We start from the raw sequence: 18216 nt of genomic DNA on the forward strand, positions 1-18216 counted from the left end.
TCGGAGTCGGGGAGAGCGGCGGGGGAGGCAGCGCCGGTGACGTCGGAATCGGCGCCGGTGCCGAGGGAGGAGCGGGCACCTACGGAGCCCTCCGGCTCGGTGGCAGCGGCAGCGGCAGCGGTGGCTTCGGCGTCGGAGCCCGGGGAGTCGTCCGTGTCGGCGTCGGCGACATCCTCGGCGTCCTCGTCCTCCGGCGTGTCCGCGGCGGCGCCTCCGGCGTTCTCCGTGCCTTCGCTCCCACCACCGCGACCGGCCTCGGGGCCGCTCGTCCCCTCGTCACCGGGAGCCTCGGAACCCCGCTCCTCCGCAGCGCCGCTCGTCTCGCCGCCGCCCTGCGCTTCGGTGTCGGAGCCCGGGGGGTCGTCCGTGTCGGCGTCGGCGACGCCCTCGGCGTGCTCGTCCTCCGGCGTGTCCGCGGCGGCACCTCCGGCGTTCTCCGTGCCCTCGGTTTCACCACTGTGACCGGCCTCGGAGCCGCTCGTCCCCTCATCACCGGGAGCCTTGGAACCCCGCTCCTCCGCAGCGCCACTCGCCTCGCCGCCGCCCTGCGCTTCGGTACCGCTCGCCCCACCGGCACCCCGCGCTTCCGCAGCGCTCTCGTCCCCGGCGTCGGAGGTCTCGCCGGGGTCGTTGTTGTCGGGTCGCTCGGTGTTCACCGCATCGCTCCTTCTGCTGCGCAACTGTCCCTCGACCCTGACCCGGCCCTGTCAAAAAGGTCGGCAAACGGGTCGTATCCCGCATCCCCTTTCCGGGGGACAGCGATGGGACGCAGCGGGGGAGCGCGCGGTTCCCTCGAACGCGCCGACGCACGCCCTGCCTCGGCGCCGTGACTCAGTCGCGGTACTCCGACATGGCCTCCAGCACCCGGGCGGACCCCTCGGGAACCGTCACACCGTGGATGAGCGAGGGAGAGACCGGAAGCGCCACGATCCGGTCGGGAGCCGCCCAGTGCGGAGCCATCCGGGCGCAGTCACCGCGCAGCGAGGCGAGGTCACCGTCCAGGTCGGCCGGGGCGGAGGTGTACAGCTCAAGGTTCGTCATGTGGGAACCGTAGGCACGCCGGAGCTCGCGAAGAAAGATCTACTATCGGGTAGTTTTACCTGCTTCACCGCGCCGTCGGCCTGCTCGCAGTACTCCATACGGACCCGATAGCGTGAAGTGTCAATACACCCTTCTTCTGGAGAGCCTCGCCGTGCGTATCGCAGTCACCGGCTCCATCGCCACCGACCACCTCATGACGTTCCCCGGCCGCTTCGCCGACCAGCTCGTCGCGGACCAGCTGCACACGGTCTCGCTCTCCTTCCTGGTCGACAACCTCGACGTACGCCGGGGAGGTGTCGGCGCGAACATCGCCTTCGGCATGGGCCAGCTCGGCACGAAGCCGATCCTCGTCGGCGCCGCGGGCTTCGACTTCGACGAGTACCGCGCCTGGCTGGACCGCCACGGCGTCGACACCGCGTCCGTCCGGATCTCCGAGACGCTGCACACCGCCCGCTTCGTGTGCACCACGGACTCCGACCACAACCAGATCGGCTCCTTCTACACGGGCGCGATGAGCGAGGCCCGCCAGATCGAGCTCAAGACGGTCGCCGACCGCGTGGACGGCCTCGACCTCGTCCTCATCGGCGCCGACGACCCCGAGGCGATGCTCCGCCACACCGAGGAGTGCCGCTCCCGCGGCATCCCGTTCGCCGCGGACTTCTCCCAGCAGATCGCCCGGATGAACGGCGACGAGATCCGGATCCTGCTGGAAGGCGCCACGTACCTCTTCTCCAACGAGTACGAGAAGGGGCTCATCGAGTCCAAGACGGGCTGGTCCGACGAGGAGATCCTCGCGAAGGTCGGCCACCGGGTCACGACGCTCGGCGCGCAGGGGGTGCGGATCGACCGGGCCGGCGCGGAGCCGATCGTCGTCGGCTGCGCGGAGGAGGAGCGCAAGGCCGACCCGACGGGCGTCGGCGACGCGTTCCGCGCCGGATTCCTGTCGGGGCTCGCCTGGGGCGTCTCCCTGGAGCGCGCGGCCCAGGTGGGCTGCATGCTGGCCACGCTCGTCATCGAGACGGTGGGCACGCAGGAGTACCGCCTGCGACGGGGCAACTTCATGGAGCGCTTCACCAAGGCGTACGGCGACGAGGCGGCCGACGAGGTCCGCACCCACCTCGGCTGACCCACCTCGGATGACCGGCTAGGAGATCCGGCGGACCACGTACACCGAACCCTGGTCCGCCGGTTCTTCCCCCACGTACGCCTGCTCCCGCATCTCGCACCACGCCGGGATGTCCAGCCGGGCCGCCTCGTCGTCCGACAGGACCCGGACCGTCCCGCCCGCCGGCACGTCCCCGATTACCTTCGCCAGTTCGATGACCGGGATGGGGCACCGCTTGCCCAGGGCGTCCACGACCAGGGCGTCCGCACGGACGACAGCCGAAGGCGTCGGCGCCCCCAGCTTCTCCCGGACCGCGGTCACCGCCCCCGGCAACACCTCCAGAAAGCGGTCGACCTCCTCGGACGTCGTCCCCGGCGGCAACGAAACCCGCACGTTTCCCTCACTCAGCACCCCCATCGCCTTCAGCACATGGCTGGGCGTCAGCGTGCTGCTGGTGCAGGACGATCCGGAGGAAACGGAGAAACCCGCCCGGTCCAGCTCGTGCAGCAGGGTCTCTCCATCGACATAGAGACAGGAGAAGGTGACGATCCCGGGCAGCCGCCGCTCGGCATCCCCCACCACGTCCACATCCGGCACCAGCAGCGGCACCCGCGAACGGATCCGCGCCGTCAACTCCCGCAGCCGCACGGCCTCCTGGGCCGCCTCGGCCCGCACCGCCCGCAGCGAGGCCGCCGCCGCGACGATCGCCGGCAGGTTCTCGAACCCGGGCGCCCGCCCCGACTCCCGCTCGTCGGCCGGTCCCCGGGGCGAGAACCGGACACCTTTCCGTACGGCGAGGAGGCCCACCCCCGACGGGCCGCCCCACTTGTGCGCGCTGGCCGTCAACAGGGACCAGGAACCTTCCACCGGTTCCCACCCGAGTGACTGCGCCGCGTCCACCAGCAACGGCACCCCGGCCCCCCGGCACACGTCGGCCACCTCGGCCACCGGCTGAATGGTCCCCACCTCGTGGTTGGCCGACTGAAGGCAGGCCAGCGCGGTGTCCGGGCGCAGGGCATCGGCGTACGACCGCGGACTCACGGCTCCCGTGCGGTCCACCGGCACCTCGGTCACGTCGAACGGCTCCGCCGAATGGAGCACCGAGGAGTGTTCGACAGCTGACACGATCAGGTGACGTCCGATCCGCCGCCGCCCGGCCAGCGCCCCCGCGATCCCGTCGTGCACGGCCCGCGTCCCCGAAGAGGTGAACGTCAGCTCATCGGGCCGACACCCCACAGCCTCGGCAGCGGCCTCCCGAGCAGCATCCAGCAACAACCGAGCCCGCCGCCCTTCCCGATAGAGCCGGGACGGATCGGCCCACCCTTCATCCAGAGAGGCCAACAGGGCCTGACGGGCAACGGGGTGAAGGGGCGCACTGGATGCAGCGTCGAAATATGACACACAGCCACGCTAACCCCCCAGGGGCGCGGGGAACTGCGCGATCAGCCACAAACAACCCGCAGCCGCCAATCCAGCGAACCAACCCACCCACTAGGCACCCCTCCCGCTGAACCCCCGGAGGGCGTCGGCTAGGGTTTGGTCCGCATAAACATCCAAACCCCTGCCCGACGCAGGCCGGCGACCGACCACCGAGTAAGGCCAGGCCGCAGCCACTCCGCGCGGGCGAGACTCTCGGGAAGGCGCTACGTGAGTCCCAACGGCTCCGACCGCTCGCCGCGGCGCCCGATGCGGCGGAAGCTGCTGCAGGCAATGACCGCGGGCCTGGTCCTGGCGACCGCCACCGGTTGCACATACAAGGACTTCCCCCGCCTTGGTATGCCCACCCCGACCACGGAAGAGGCTCCGCGGATCCTCTCCCTGTGGCAGGGCTCCTGGGCTGCCGCGCTCGCCGTTGGCGTGCTGGTGTGGGGTCTGATCATCTGGAGCGCCATCTTCCACCGGCGCAGCCGCACCAAGGTCGAGGTTCCTCCGCAGACCCGGTACAACATGCCCATCGAGGCGCTGTACACCGTGGTTCCGCTGGTGATCGTCTCGGTCCTCTTCTACTTCACGGCCCGTGACGAGTCGAAGCTCCTCAGCCTCAAGAAGGAGCCCGACGTCACCATCAACGTCGTCGGCTACCAGTGGAGCTGGGCCTTCAACTACGTCACGCCCGTCGCGGGCTCCACGGGCGACGCGAAGACGGACAAGAACCTGGACGCGATTCCGACCCGGTTCAAGGACGACTTCCCGGCGAACGCCGGTGGTGTCTACGACTTCGGGACGCCCGCCACGCGGAACCCGCAGACCGGCAACCCGGGCCCGACCCTCTGGCTCCCCAAGGGCAAGACGGTCCGCTTCGTCCTCACCTCGCGTGACGTCATCCACTCCTTCTGGGTGGTGCCGTTCCTGATGAAGCAGGACGTCATCCCGGGTCACACCAACGCCTTCGAGGTGACTCCGAACAAGGAGGGCACCTTCATGGGCAAGTGCGCCGAGCTCTGCGGCGTCGACCACTCCCGGATGCTGTTCAACGTGAAGGTCGTTTCCCCGGAGCGCTACGAGCAGCACCTCAAGGACCTCGCGAAGAAGGGGCAGACCGGTTACGTTCCCGCGGGCATCGAGCAGACCGCCCACGAGAAGGACCGGGAGACGACGAACCTGTGAGCATCCTCAACGAACCCCAGGGTGCCGCGGCGGCAGGGTCCCACTACACGGACGAGCTGCCGGTCCGGCGCCAGAACCGCGGCAGCGTGGTCATCAAGTGGCTCACCACCACTGACCACAAGACGATCGGCACGCTGTACCTGGTCACGTCGTTCGCGTTCTTCCTCATCGGCGGCGTGATGGCGCTCTTCATGCGCGCCGAGCTGGCCCGGCCGGGTCTGCAGATCATGTCGAACGAGCAGTTCAACCAGGCGTTCACGATGCACGGCACGATCATGCTGCTGATGTTCGCGACGCCGCTGTTCGCCGGCTTCACCAACTGGATCATGCCGCTGCAGATCGGCGCGCCCGACGTGGCGTTCCCGCGGCTGAACATGTTCGCCTACTGGCTCTACCTGTTCGGCTCGACGATCGCGGTGGGCGGCTTCCTGACCCCGCAGGGCGCGGCCGACTTCGGCTGGTTCGCCTACTCCCCGCTGTCGGACGCGGTCCGCTCGCCGGGCATCGGCGCCGACCTGTGGATCATGGGTCTGGCCTTCTCCGGCTTCGGCACGATCCTCGGCGCGGTCAACTTCATCACCACGATCATCTGCATGCGCGCGCCCGGCATGACCATGTTCCGCATGCCGATCTTCGTGTGGAACGTGCTGCTGACCGCGGTGCTGGTCCTGCTCGCCTTCCCCGTTCTCGCCGCCGCGCTGTTCGCGCTGGAGGCGGATCGGAAATTCGGGGCACACGTCTTCGACGCCGCGAACGGCGGAGCGTTGCTCTGGCAGCACCTCTTCTGGTTCTTCGGCCATCCAGAGGTGTACATCATCGCCCTGCCGTTCTTCGGCATCATCTCCGAGGTCATCCCGGTCTTCTCCCGCAAGCCGATGTTCGGCTACATGGGTCTGATCGCGGCGACCATCGCGATCGCGGGTCTGTCCGTGACGGTGTGGGCCCACCACATGTACGTCACCGGCGGTGTGCTCCTGCCGTTCTTCTCCTTCATGACGTTCCTCATCGCCGTACCGACCGGCGTGAAGTTCTTCAACTGGATCGGAACGATGTGGAAGGGGTCCCTGAGTTTCGAGACCCCGATGCTCTGGGCCACCGGCTTCCTGATCACCTTCACCTTCGGTGGTCTGACGGGTGTCATCCTGGCCTCGCCCCCGATGGACTTCCACGTCTCGGACTCGTACTTCGTGGTGGCGCACTTCCACTACGTCGTCTTCGGCACCGTCGTCTTCGCGATGTTCTCCGGCTTCCACTTCTGGTGGCCGAAGTTCACCGGCAAGATGCTCGACGAGCGCCTCGGCAAGATCACGTTCTGGACGCTGTTCATCGGCTTCCACGGCACCTTCCTGGTCCAGCACTGGCTGGGGGCCGAGGGCATGCCCCGCCGGTACGCCGACTACCTGGCGGCCGACGGCTTCACCGCCCTGAACACGATCTCGACGATCAGCTCCTTCGTGCTCGGCCTGTCGATCCTGCCGTTCCTCTACAACGTGTGGAAGACGGCCAAGTACGGCAAGCCGGTCGGCGTCGACGACCCGTGGGGCTACGGCCGCTCGCTCGAGTGGGCGACCTCCTGCCCGCCGCCGCGCCACAACTTCCTCACCCTGCCGAGGATCCGCAGCGAATCCCCGGCGTTCGACCTGCACCACCCGGAGATCGCCGCTCTCGACCAGCTCGAGAACGCCGGTCACGGTGAGAAGGCTCTGGCCGGCAACGGCGGCAAGGAGGCCGGCAAGTGAAGATCCAGGGACGGATGTTCTTCTGGCTGAGCATCTTCATCCTCGCCATGGCGATCGTCTATGGCGTGTGGTCGAAGGAGCCGGCCGGTACCACCGCGCTCTTCCTGGCCTTCGGCCTGTCCATCATGATCGGCTTCTACCTGGGCTTCACGGCCAAGCGGGTGGACGCCGGCGCGCAGGACAACAAGGAGGCCGACGTCGCGGACGACGCCGGCGAGGTCGGGTTCTTCAGCCCGCACAGCTGGCAGCCGCTCGCCCTCGGCTTCGGCGGCGCCCTCGCCTTCCTGTCGGTCGCGATCGGCTGGTGGCTGCTGTACTTCTCGGTGCCGGTCATCATGATCGGTCTGTACGGCTGGGTCTTCGAGTACTACCGCGGTGAGAACCGCACGCAGTAGCACGAGCTGAGCTCGACAGAGCCCGGACACTCCGCGAGGAGCGTCCGGGCTCCTGCTTTTGCCGCAATCCGTATCCCTCGTACGAGTCACCCGGCGTGCCGTTCTTGACGGGGCTTCCTAGCGTGAAGTCATGAACCACGCACCGCGTACCCGCACCGTCGTGAGCTGCACGCTGCTGGTGATCGCCCTCGGCGTGAGCGCCGCCGCCTGTGGGTCCGACGGGAACCCGCTGGCGGCCACGCCCTACGACGCGGCGGACCAGATCGCCTTCAACGCGCCCACGGGCGACGGCAAGAAGGCCGACCCGGACAAGCCGCTCGAGGTGACCGCCGAGGACGATGACGGCCGCATCACCGACGTCACGGCCACGGACGCCACAGGCCGCTATCTGGCGGGCGAACTCTCCGCCGACGGCACCCGCTGGCGCAGCACCTCCCCACTGGCCGCAAACGCCCATTACGTGGTCCGGGTGAGCACCGAGGACGACGACGGGGCACCCGGCCGCAAGGTCCTCGACTTCGACACCAGCAAGCCCGTGGGCAAGAAGCGCCTGAACGTCACCTTCGGCCCCAAGTCGGGCACGTACGGCGTCGGCCAGCCCGTCACCGCCAAGCTGGACAAGCCGGTCAAGGACAAGGCCCAGCGGGCCGTCGTCGAGCGCGCCCTCAGGGTCGACTCCGCACCCGCCGTACCGGGCGCCTGGCACTGGGTGGACGACAAGGAACTCCACTACCGGCCCAAGGAGTACTGGCCCGCCCACGCCACGATCCAGGTCCGCAGCGACCTGGAGGGCATCAAGATCGGCGACCGGCTCTGGGGCGGCAAGGGCAAGGCCCTCAAGCTGACCACCGGCGACCGCGTCATCGCTGTGACGGACGCCTCGTCACACTCGATGAAGGTCTACAAGAACGAGGAGGTCATCAAGGAGCTCCCGGTCACCACGGGCAAGCCCGGCTTCGAGACCCGCAACGGCGTCAAGGTCGTACTCGGCAAGGAGTACTTCGTACGTATGCGCGGCACCAGCATCGGCATCGCCGAGGGCTCCTCGGAGTCGTACGACCTACCGGTCTACTACGCCACCCGCCTCACCTGGAGCGGCGAGTACGTCCACGCCGCCCCCTGGTCGGTCGGCTCCCAGGGCTACGCCAACGTCAGCCACGGCTGCACCGGCATGAGCACGTCCAACGCCGAGTGGTTCTTCGACACGGTCCACGAGGGCGACGTGGTGCAGGTCGTCAACTCGGACGGCAACACCATGGAGCCCTTCGGCAACGGCTTCGGCGACTGGAACGTGGACTGGAAGAAGTGGCGCGACGGCAGCGCCCTGGTGGCGGGAACCCCGGACGCCCCGAGCGCGGAGCAGGTGGCGAGGCTGAGGCCACAGAGCGTCTAGACAGGGGCCCGCTGGACCTACCAGGGGAGCGGCGAACTGCGCGACCAGCCACAGACGGCCCGCAGTCGCCCGACCATGGAAGCCCCCCGTGCTCCTAGGCGCTCAGGGCTTTCCGATCCCGCAACAGAGAAGCCAGCGCGGAAGCGAACTCCACCGGGTCCACCGGATGCGTCACCGCACCCTCCGCCCGGCTCCATGTCGCCAGCCACGCGTCCTGCGGCCGCCCGATCAGCAACAGCACCGGCGGGCAGTTGAACACCTCGTCCTTGATCTGCCGGCACAGGCCCATGCCGCCCATCGGCACGGCCTCCCCGTCCAGCACACAGACGTCGATCCCGCCCTTGTCCAGCTCCTTGACCACCGCCGCGGGCGTGGCGCACTCCACGAACTCCACCAACGGGACGTCCGGAGCCGGTCGCCGGCCGGAGGCGAGCCGCACCTGCTCGCGGGTGTTGGAATCGTCGCTGTAGACCAGCACCGTGGCGGTCGGCTGCATTGTTCCTCCGTGACGTCAGCGTCGTAAGGACAGGCCCGTTGGGCCGGATGCTACTCCCTTGAACACCACGTCAACACCGGTATGAAGGAGCAAGACACTCCGAACGGCACCCCCCGGGGTGAGGGCGGGATAAGCGACCGACATAATGTCGGTCGTGGCGACAGCAACGACAGAGACAACCGGGCACGCGCACCCATCGGTCAACCGGCCGAACCTCACCAGCGTCGGAACCATCATCTGGCTGAGTTCCGAGCTGATGTTCTTCGCGGCCCTCTTCGCGATGTACTTCACCCTGCGATCGGTGACGGGTCCCGACCACTGGAAGGAAATGGCGTCCAGCCTGAACTTCCCGTTCTCGGCGACGAACACCACGATCCTGGTGCTCTCCTCCCTCACCTGCCAGCTCGGCGTCTTCGCAGCCGAGCGCGGTGATGTGAAGAAGCTCCGGGGCTGGTTCATCATCACCTTCATCATGGGCGCGATCTTCATCGGCGGTCAGATCTACGAGTACACGGAGCTGGTGAAGAAGGACGGGCTCTCGCTCTCCTCCGATCCGTACGGCTCGGTGTTCTACCTGACCACCGGCTTCCACGGCATGCACGTGACGGGCGGCCTCATCGCGTTCCTGTTCGTTCTCGGGCGTACCTACGCGGCCAAGAGGTTCACCCACGAGCAGGCGACCGCGGCCATCGTCGTGTCCTACTACTGGCACTTCGTCGACGTCGTCTGGATCGGCCTCTTCGCCACGATCTACATGATCAAGTAGCCGGGCCCGCTCCCGACATCGCAAGCATCGACGCAGAAGATCCTGACACCGGGGTAATCCGTGAAAAAGCTCTCCGCACGACGACGCCACCCGCTGGCGGCGCTCGTCGTCCTACTCCTCGCGCTGGCATGCACCGGGGGGCTGTACGCCGTGTTCGCCCCCGCGGGCCAGGCGAAGGCAGATGAAACCGCCCAGTCCCTGGCCATCGACGAGGGCAAGAAGCTCTTCGCCGTAGGCTGCGCCAGCTGCCACGGCACCGGCGGTCAGGGGTCCTCCGACGGTCCGAGCCTGGTGGGCGTGGGCGCCGCGGCCGTCGACTTCCAGGTCGGCACCGGCCGTATGCCGGCCCAGCAGCCGGGCGCGCAGGTTCCGCGCAAGAAGGTCATCTACACGCAGGCCGAGATCGACCAGCTGGCCGCGTACGTCGCCTCGCTGGGTTCGGGTCCGTCCGTCCCGACGAAGGCGGACTACGGCCCGGACGGAGCCGACATCGCCAAGGGCGGCGAGCTGTTCCGCACCAACTGCGCGCAGTGCCACAACTTCACCGGCAAGGGTGGCGCGCTGACGCACGGCAAGTTCGCACCGGACCTCGAGGGTGTCTCCCCGAAGCACATCTACGAGGCCATGCAGACCGGCCCGCAGAACATGCCGTCGTTCCCCGACACCACGCTGTCGGAGCAGAACAAGAAGGACATCATCGCGTACCTGAACGCGGTCAACGGCGACGACACCGTGAGCCCCGGCGGCCTTGAGCTGGGCGGTCTCGGCCCGGTCTCCGAAGGCCTGTTCGCCTGGATCTTCGGCCTCGGCGCGCTGATCGCGGTCGCCGTCTGGGTCGCCGCTCGGACCGCAAAGGCCAAGAAGTCATGAGTAGCCAAGACATTCCAGAAGAGAACCTGCCCGCAGAGCAGGACGCGCACGGCGCGGTAGGCGTCGCGGACGAGAAGCACCCCTTCGCGGACCCCGGCCTCCCGCCCCACGAGCACCGGGTGCAGGACATCGACGAGCGGGCCGCCAGGCGGTCCGAGCGCGTGGTGGCCATGCTGTTCACGGTGTCGATGCTGGCCACCGTCGGGTTCATCGCCTCGTACGTGGGCATCCCCCACGACGAGTCGATCTACGTCTTCCCGATCGGGCACATCAACGCGCTGAACTTCGCGTTGGGCCTGACCCTCGGTCTCGCCCTCTTCTCGATCGGCGCGGGCGCGGTCCACTGGGCCCGCACCCTGATGTCCGACGAGGAGATCGCCGACGAGCGTCACGCGATCGAGGCGCCCCCCGAGGTCCGCGCGAAGGTCCACGCGGACTTCAAGCAGGGCGCCAAGGAGTCGGCGCTCGGCCGTCGCAAGCTGATCCGCAACACGATGTTCGGTGCGCTGGCCCTGTTCCCGCTGTCCGGCGTCATGCTGCTGCGCGACCTCGGTCCGCTGCCCGGCACCAAGCTCCGCCACACCATGTGGCGCAAGGGTCTCCAGCTCGTCAACATGAACACCAACGAGCCGCTGCGCCCCTCCGACGTCGCGGTCGGCTCGCTGACCTTTGCCAAGCCCGAGGGCCTGGAGGAGCACGACGAGGAGTTCCAGACCGAGATCGCCAAGGCCGCCCTGATGATCGTCCGCATCCAGCCGGACAACATCAAGGACAAGCGCGAGCTCGAGTGGTCGTACGAGGGAATCGTCGCGTACTCGAAGATCTGCACCCACGTCGGTTGCCCGATCTCCCTGTACGAGCAGCAGACGCACCACGTGCTCTGCCCCTGCCACCAGTCCACCTTCGACCTCTCCGACGGTGCCCGGGTGATCTTCGGCCCCGCCGGTCACGCCCTGCCGCAGCTGCGCATCGGCGTGAACGACCAGGGTTACCTCGAAGCGCTCGGCGACTTCGAGGAGCCCGTCGGTCCTGCTTTCTGGGAGCGCGGATGAGTACTACAGAGTCCTCCGAGGCCCGCGCACGCGGGAAGGCACCGGCCGGCGAGCGCGTCGCCGACTGGGCCGACGGCCGGCTGGGGATCTACTCCCTGGCCAAGGCCAACATGCGCAAGATCTTCCCCGACCACTGGTCGTTCATGCTGGGCGAGGTCTGCCTCTACAGCTTCATCATCATCATCCTCACGGGTGTGTATCTGACGCTGTTCTTCCACCCGTCGATGAACGAGGTGGAGTACCACGGCAGCTACGTCCCGCTGCAGGGCCAGCTGATGTCCGAGGCGTTCAACTCGACCATGCACATCTCCTTCGATGTGCGCGGTGGTCTGCTGATCCGGCAGATCCACCACTGGGCGGCGCTGATCTTCCTCGCCGGCATGTTCGTGCACATGATGCGCGTGTTCTTCACGGGCGCGTTCCGCAAGCCGCGTGAGGTCAACTGGCTGTTCGGCTTCCTGCTGTTCGTCCTGGGCATGTTCACCGGCTTCACCGGTTACTCGCTCCCGGACGACCTGCTCTCCGGCACCGGTGTCCGCTTCATGGAGGGCGCGATCCTGTCCGTGCCGATCGTCGGCACGTACCTGTCGTTCTTCCTGTTCGGCGGCGAGTTCCCGGGCGGCGACTTCGTGGCCCGCTTCTACTCGATCCACGTGCTGCTGCTGCCGGGCATCATGCTCGGCCTGGTCGTCGGCCACCTGATCCTGGTCTTCTACCACAAGCACACGCAGTTCGCGGGCCCCGGAAAGACCAACAACAACGTCGTCGGCATGCCGCTGCTGCCGGTCTACATGGCCAAGGCCGGAGGCTTCTTCTTCCTGGTCTTCGGTGCCATCGCGGCCATCGCGGCGATCGCCTCGATCAACCCGATCTGGGCGATGGGTCCCTACCGTCCCGACCAGGTGTCCACGGGCGCCCAGCCGGACTGGTACATGGGCTTCTCCGAGGGCCTGATCCGTGTCATGCCGGGCTGGGAGATCAACTTCTGGGGTCACACGCTCGTCCTGGGCGTGTTCATCCCGCTGATCATCTTCCCGCTGGTCCTGGTCGCCATCGCGGTCTACCCGTTCATCGAGTCCTGGGTCACCGGCGACAAGCGCGAGCACCACATCCTGGACCGCCCGCGCAACGCGCCGACGCGTACCGCGTTCGGTGTCGCGTGGATCACCTGGTACATGGTGCTGCTGATCGGTGGTGGCAACGACCTGTTCGCCACGCACTTCCACCTGTCGATCAACTCGATCACCTGGTTCGTGCGGGTCGCGTTCTTCGTCGCCCCGGTCGTGGCGTTCATCATCACCAAGCGGATCTGCCTCGGCCTGCAGCGCCGCGACAAGGACAAGGTGCTGCACGGGCGCGAGTCCGGCATCATCAAGCGCCTGCCGCACGGTGAGTTCATCGAGGTGCACGAGCCGCTCAGCCAGGAGCAGCTGCACACGCTCACGGCGCACGAGCAGTACAAGCCGGCCGAGATCGGCCCCACGGTCGACGAGAACGGCGTCGAGCGCAAGATCAAGGGCTCCGAGAAGCTGCGCGCCAAGCTGAGCGAGGCGTACTACGGCGACGAGTCCCAGATCGCCAAGCCGACCGTCGAGGAGTACAAGGAGATCACGAGCGGCCACGGCCACCACTGATCGCTGCGCTCGCCACGCGCGGTAGAAGGGCCCGTCCGACACCCCGGACGGGCCCTTCGCCGTGCCACGAGGGGCCGAGGGGAAGGGGTTCGTCCGAAGGCCGGACGGGGCCCTTTGCGCTGCCCCGCGCTGGATAGGGTGTGGGCACACTTTTCTACGACATCTGGAGCGGCCCCATGAGCGCTGTGACCCCCGCTGGAGGCGACACCGCGGCGGGCCGTTCCTGGCCCGAGGTACTGAACGCCCTGCTGTACGGCCGCGACCAGAGCGCCGACGCGACGGCGTGGGCGATGGACCGGATCATGCAGGGCGAGGCGACCGACGCGCAGATCGCCGGCTTCGTGGTCGCCCTCCGGGCCAAGGGCGAGACGGTCGAGGAGATCAACGGGCTCGTCCGGACGATGTACGCGCACGCCAACGTGATCGAGGTCCCCGGGCGGACGGTGGACATCGTCGGCACCGGCGGCGACGGCGCCAAGACCGTCAACATCTCCACCATGTCGGCGATCGTCGTGGCCGGAACCGGCGCCACGGTCGTCAAGCACGGCAACCGGGCCGCCTCTTCCGCGTCCGGCGCCTCGGACGTCCTGGAGAAGCTCGGCGTCAACCTGGAGCTGACCCCGCAGCGGGTCGCCGAGGTGGCCGGAGAGGCCGGGATCACGTTCTGCTTCGCGATCAAGTTCCACCCGGCGCTGCGTCACGCGGGCGCTGCGCGCGGCCAGTTGGGCATCCGCACGGTGTTCAACATCCTCGGCCCGCTGACCAACCCCGCCCGCGTGCGGTCCCAGGCGGTCGGGGTCGCGGATCCCCGCATGGCGCCGGTCGTCGCGGGCGTCTTCGCCGAGCGCGGCCACTCCTCCCTCGTCTTCCGCGGTGACGACGGCCTCGACGAGCTGACGACCACGTCGACCTCCCGCGTCTGGGTCGTCCGCGACGGCAAGGTCACCGAGGAGAGCTTCGACCCCCGGGACGCCGGCCTCGACCTGGTGCCGGTGGAGGCCCTGCGGGGCGGTGACCCGGCGTACAACGCGGAGGTCGCCCGCCGCCTGCTGGACGGCGAGAAGGGCCCGGTCCGGGACGCCGTACTCCTGAACTCGGCGGCCGCGCTGGTGGCCCTGGACCCGGGTTCGGGGACGTTGGCCGAGCAGCTGAGGGCCGGGATGGACAAGGCCGCCGAGGCGATCGACTCGGGGTCGGCGAAGCGGACGCTGGAGCGCTGGGTGGCCGCGAGCAACGCATAGCGCTCACCAGGGTGTCGTCCCGCGATCCGGACACGGGTTGCGGGACGACGATCATTTCACGTACGTTCTTCGACCAGGTCATGAGTGACAGTCATGAGGCCCCGGCCGACTGTCCGGCAACCCTCCGTCCGTGGCGGGGTGCCCCGGGTGAAGACCAGGCCGTAGGCAGCGAGGTCTACGGCAAGCGCGGATCCCTCACGAGCCAGGGATCCTGGTCGTTCGAGGAGTCTTCCGTGAGCAACCGAATGCGATAGGGCGCAGAGCCCCGCCTCCGCACGTCCTCTCACCTTTCACCTTTCACGGGAGTCCCCCATGTCTGTCTCCACCGCTGCCGCCGTCCAGACCATTTGTGCCCCCCTGCCCGTTCTGGGGCGGGATGTCACCGTCCCGCTGGTCACCGGTGGCGAAGTCACCTACGCCGCCCTCGACTACGCGGCCAGCGCACCGGCCCTCCAGCGGGTCTGGGACGACGTGGCGGCGTACGCGCCCTACTACGGCAGCGTGCACCGCGGGGCCGGCTACCTCTCCCAGCTGTCGACCGACCTGTTCGAGAACGCCCGCAGGACCGTCACCGAGTTCCTCGACTGCCGCGACGACGACCAGCTCATCTTCACCCGCTCGACCACCGACTCGCTCAACCTCCTCGCCGCGGCGCTCCCCGCCCACTGCCAGGTCTTCGTCTTCGAGACCGAGCACCACGCGAGCCTGCTGCCCTGGAAGGACGCCCGGGTCAGCTACCTGGACGCCCCGCGCACCCCGCGCCAGGCCGTCCAGACCCTGGAGAAGGCCCTCGCCGACCGGGACCCCCGGGGTCCGGCCCTGGTGTGCGTCACCGGCGCCTCCAACGTCACCGGTGAGCTGTGGCCCGTACGGGAACTCGCGGCGGCCGCGCACGCCCACGGCGCCCGGATCGTGCTCGACGCGGCCCAGCTCGCCCCGCACCACCCGGTGAGCGTCCGTGACCTCGACGTCGACTGGGTCGCCTTCTCCGGCCACAAGCTCTACGCCCCCTTCGGCTCCGGCGTCCTGGCCGGCCGCGCCGACTGGCTCCGGGCCGCCGACCCCTACCTCGCCGGCGGCGGCGCCAGCCGCAAGGTCACCCGGCGCGAGGACGGCGGAGTGGACGTGGAGTGGCACGACAGCGCCGCCCGCCACGAGGCCGGCTCCCCGAACGTCATCGGCGCCTACTCCATCGCGTCGGCCTGCAAGGCGCTGACCGAGGCCGGCTTCGACACCCTGGTCGCCCGCGAGCAGCACCTGATCGAGAAGGTGAAGGCCGGCCTCGCCGAGGTCCCCGAGGTCCGCGTCCTGTCCCTCTTCGGCGACGACGCCCCCCGCGTCGGCGTGATCTCCTTCGTCGTCGAGGGCTGGAACAGCTCCCACTTCGCCGCCGCCCTCTCCGCCGAGTACGGCATCGGCGTCCGCGACGGCCTCTTCTGCGCCCACCCCCTCGTGCGCACCCTCCTCGGCAGCGACCCGCAGTCCCAGGGCGAGTGCGGCGCCCCCGAGGCCGCGCCCGGCGAGAAGTCCCTCAACGCGATCCGGGTGAGCTTCGGTGCCGGCACCCCGGACGAGCACGTCGAGCGGTTCGTGCAGGCCGTGAAGGAACTGGTCGAGGACGGTGCGAAGTGGACGTACCGCACCGAGGACGGCCGCTGCGTCCCCGCCGTCTGACGGACCGGAGTCCACCGCGCGTATACGCTCCCCTCAGCAACCGTACGGAAAGCAGGGGGAGCACGGGGTGCAGGAGCTGCGCGAGACGGACCCGCCGGCCATCGGGCCCTACGCGGTCCTGGGCAGACTCGGGTCCGGCGGCATGGGCGAGGTGTATCTCGCCGAGGCGCGGGGCGGGCTGCGGCTGGCCGTGAAGGTCGTACGGGCCGAACACGCCGAGGACCGCACCTTCCGTGCCCGGTTCCGGCACGAGGTACGGGCCGCGCAGACCGTCGGCGGGGCGGGCACCTACACCGCGCGGGTCGTGGACGCAGACACCGAGGCGGCCCGTCCCTGGATGGCGACCGAGTTCGTGGCGGGACCCAACCTGCGGGACGCCGTGCTCGACCGGGGACCGCTGCCCGCGGACGCGGTACGGCTGCTGGCGGCCGCGCTCGCCGAGGCGCTCGCCGCGATCCACGCCAAGGGCCTGGTGCACCGGGACCTCAAGCCCTCCAACATCCTGCTCGCGCCGGACGGCCCCCGGGTCATCGACTTCGGGATCGTCCGGGCCCTGGAAGGCACGGCCCTGACCCGGACCGGAGTGGTCGTCGGGTCGGTCGGCTATCTCTCGCCCGAGCAGATCCGCAACGGCGCCCAGGTCGTGCCGGCCAGTGACGTCTTCTCCCTGGGCGCGGTCCTCGCCTACGCGTCCGGCGGCAAGGAACCCTTCGGCGAGGGGCAGGATTCGGTCGTTCTGCTGCGGATCCTGACCGGTGACGTGGACCTGTCCGCCGTACCGGAGGAGCAGCTGCCACTGGTGGAGGCGTGTCTGCGGGACGACCCCGGGGCCCGGCCGACCCCCGCGGAGCTGGTCGCGGCCGCGGGGCACACCACGGCCTCGCTGCGCGAGAGCCTGCGGCCGGGGTGGTACGGACCCGGTGCCGTGAAGGAGCCCGAGACCGTGCGGAGCGGGGCGCGCTGGGTTCCCGGGCACGACTCGGGGGAGCGGGAGAGCCGCGTCGAGTACGTGGCCCCGCCGACCGCCACGGACATCCCCGCGGTCACCGATGTGACACCGGCCCCTGTCCCGCCGTCGCGGCGCCGGCTGTTGCGGGTCGTGGCGGGCGGCGCCGGGGTCGTGGCGGCCGGCGGACTGGGCGGGTGGCTGTGGCTGCGGGACGCGCCGGACGGCTCCGTACAGGCAGGGGCCCCGGGCGCGCCGGCGACGGGCTGGCAGTACAAGGTCCAGGGCCTCGGCGGGCGGCGCGGCCCCTGTGCGGCCGTCTCGCCCGACGGCACGCGGGTGTACGTCGGCGGCACGGACCGCGCGCTGCACGCGCTGGACCTGGACGGGCGGACCGTATGGCGGACCTCGCTCGGCGCGGAGGCCATGTCCCCGCTCGCCACCGCCGACGGCGTGTACTGCCTGCTGGAGGACGGCCAGGAGGGTTCCTCCAAGCTGTGCGCGCTCGGCCGGGGCGGCACGGTCCGCTGGGCCAGGCGGTTCGCCGGAAACGGTCAGTTCCCGGTCGCCGCCGGCCGACTGGTCCTGGTGTCCTACGGCGACGGCTCGGACGCGGGCGGGGTGCGGGCCTACGCCCCCGACGGCAGTGTGCGCTGGTCCACGCCGACCGGACCGGCACCCACCGGTGAGCCCCTGGTGGCGGACGGCGTGGTGTACGTCGGCACCTTCGGGGACCAGGTCCAGGCCCTGGACGCGACCAGCGGCAAGCGGCTCTGGGCGACGAAGGCCGGCCTCGACACCGGCCGTCCCGTGCTGGTCGGCGACACGCTGATGGTCGGATCGGGCGGCGAGGACATGCTGCACGGCCTGAGCCGCACCGGCAAACCGCTGTGGGACTGCACCAACGACAAGGTGTACGGCAGCCGCTACTTCGCCTGTGTGCCCTTCGGCGACGTGGGCGTCACCGCGTCCGACTACGAACTGGTCGCCCTGGATCCCGCCGACGGATCGACGGCGTGGTCCTTCCGGTTCACCGACGACGGACGCCAGTACGGCGACCCCACCGTCCAGGGCGACACCGTCTACGTACGCCACGGATCGACCCTCTACGGCATCAACCGCAAGGGAAAGCAGACCTGGCACCGGCGCGTCGAGGGCGGCGCCTCCGTCGGAACCCAGAGTCCGGTCGTCCGGGACGGCCGCGTGTACGCCGCGACCGCCGACGGCATCACGGTGCTCGCGCTCGGCTCCTAGGGG

At 69.3% G+C, this 18216-nt stretch carries 15 protein-coding genes and 1 riboswitch; of the genes, 12 read left to right on the forward strand and 3 right to left on the reverse strand.

All coding sequences use genetic code 11. The features are described from left to right. Window positions 1-831 precede the first annotated feature (831 nt). Entirely contained in the window at window positions 832-1041 is a 210-nt protein-coding gene (locus ACZ39I_RS04190; protein WP_467242743.1) for a hypothetical protein, read from the reverse strand. A gap of 151 nt (window positions 1042-1192) precedes the next feature. Here ACZ39I_RS04190 and ACZ39I_RS04195 point away from each other — a divergent pair, with 151 nt between their 5' ends. Beyond that, a complete protein-coding gene (locus ACZ39I_RS04195) occupies window positions 1193-2167 on the forward strand; it encodes a carbohydrate kinase family protein (RefSeq protein ID WP_403666717.1) in 975 nt (324 codons plus the stop codon). An 18-nt stretch (window positions 2168-2185) separates the two neighbouring features. Here ACZ39I_RS04195 and ACZ39I_RS04200 read toward each other — a convergent pair whose 3' ends face one another. Continuing rightward, entirely contained in the window at window positions 2186-3547 is a 1362-nt protein-coding gene (locus tag ACZ39I_RS04200; protein ID WP_467242744.1) for an aminotransferase class V-fold PLP-dependent enzyme, read from the reverse strand. Between the two features lie 246 nt (window positions 3548-3793). On the opposite strand from ACZ39I_RS04200, the gene ctaC reads away from it, so the two are divergent. From ctaC to ACZ39I_RS04220, 4 genes are all read left to right on the forward strand, one after another. Further along, on the forward strand, window positions 3794-4753 hold the full coding sequence (gene ctaC / locus ACZ39I_RS04205) for an aa3-type cytochrome oxidase subunit II (RefSeq protein WP_352383003.1): 960 nt from the start codon (window positions 3794-3796) through the stop codon (window positions 4751-4753). After that, window positions 4750-6492, forward strand: a complete 1743-nt coding sequence (gene ctaD / locus ACZ39I_RS04210) for an aa3-type cytochrome oxidase subunit I (RefSeq protein ID WP_467242745.1) — start codon at window positions 4750-4752, stop codon at window positions 6490-6492. Before ctaC ends, ctaD begins: the two co-directional genes overlap by 4 nt. Next, window positions 6489-6887: a cytochrome c oxidase subunit 4 gene (locus tag ACZ39I_RS04215; protein ID WP_007381486.1), complete on the forward strand. Its 399-nt coding sequence runs from the start codon at window positions 6489-6491 to the stop codon at window positions 6885-6887. The genes ctaD and ACZ39I_RS04215 overlap by 4 nt, the downstream gene beginning before the upstream one ends. A 130-nt stretch (window positions 6888-7017) precedes the next feature. After that, window positions 7018-8280 carry a L,D-transpeptidase gene (locus ACZ39I_RS04220; protein ID WP_467242746.1) on the forward strand — a complete coding sequence of 421 codons (1263 nt, stop codon included), beginning with the start codon at window positions 7018-7020 and terminating at the stop codon, window positions 8278-8280. A gap of 94 nt (window positions 8281-8374) precedes the next feature. Here the strand turns inward: ACZ39I_RS04220 and ACZ39I_RS04225 are convergent, their stop codons facing one another. Then, window positions 8375-8776 carry a response regulator gene (locus ACZ39I_RS04225; RefSeq protein ID WP_467242747.1) on the reverse strand — a complete coding sequence of 134 codons (402 nt, stop codon included), beginning with the start codon at window positions 8774-8776 and terminating at the stop codon, window positions 8375-8377. 145 nt (window positions 8777-8921) lie between these two features. Between ACZ39I_RS04225 and ctaE the strand changes: the two genes are divergently transcribed. The 7 genes from ctaE to ACZ39I_RS04260 all read left to right on the forward strand — a co-directional run bounded on the left by ctaE (window position 8922) and on the right by ACZ39I_RS04260 (window position 18213). Then, entirely contained in the window at window positions 8922-9542 is a 621-nt protein-coding gene (gene ctaE, locus ACZ39I_RS04230) for an aa3-type cytochrome oxidase subunit III (protein ID WP_007381483.1), read from the forward strand. 60 nt (window positions 9543-9602) lie between these two features. After that, window positions 9603-10412 (forward strand): cytochrome bc1 complex diheme cytochrome c subunit, encoded by an 810-nt coding sequence (qcrC, locus tag ACZ39I_RS04235; protein ID WP_467242748.1) that lies wholly within the window; start codon window positions 9603-9605, stop codon window positions 10410-10412. Beyond that, on the forward strand, window positions 10409-11464 hold the full coding sequence (qcrA, locus tag ACZ39I_RS04240) for a cytochrome bc1 complex Rieske iron-sulfur subunit (RefSeq protein ID WP_451474493.1): 1056 nt from the start codon (window positions 10409-10411) through the stop codon (window positions 11462-11464). Before qcrC ends, qcrA begins: the two co-directional genes overlap by 4 nt. After that, a complete protein-coding gene (qcrB, locus tag ACZ39I_RS04245) occupies window positions 11461-13098 on the forward strand; it encodes a cytochrome bc1 complex cytochrome b subunit (RefSeq protein WP_467242749.1) in 1638 nt (545 codons plus the stop codon). The genes qcrA and qcrB overlap by 4 nt, the downstream gene beginning before the upstream one ends. Window positions 13099-13274: 176 nt before the next feature. Then, on the forward strand, window positions 13275-14339 hold the full coding sequence (gene trpD / locus ACZ39I_RS04250) for an anthranilate phosphoribosyltransferase (RefSeq protein ID WP_467242750.1): 1065 nt from the start codon (window positions 13275-13277) through the stop codon (window positions 14337-14339). A 76-nt stretch (window positions 14340-14415) separates the two neighbouring features. Further along, window positions 14416-14532: riboswitch (SAM riboswitch) on the forward strand. A gap of 119 nt (window positions 14533-14651) precedes the next feature. Further along, window positions 14652-16013 carry an aminotransferase class V-fold PLP-dependent enzyme gene (locus tag ACZ39I_RS04255; RefSeq protein ID WP_467242751.1) on the forward strand — a complete coding sequence of 454 codons (1362 nt, stop codon included), beginning with the start codon at window positions 14652-14654 and terminating at the stop codon, window positions 16011-16013. Between the two features lie 67 nt (window positions 16014-16080). Beyond that, window positions 16081-18213, forward strand: a complete 2133-nt coding sequence (locus ACZ39I_RS04260) for a protein kinase domain-containing protein (protein ID WP_467242752.1) — start codon at window positions 16081-16083, stop codon at window positions 18211-18213. The last annotated feature ends 3 nt before the right edge of the window (window positions 18214-18216 follow it).

This window comes from Streptomyces sp. NPDC024687, assembly GCF_055559055.1.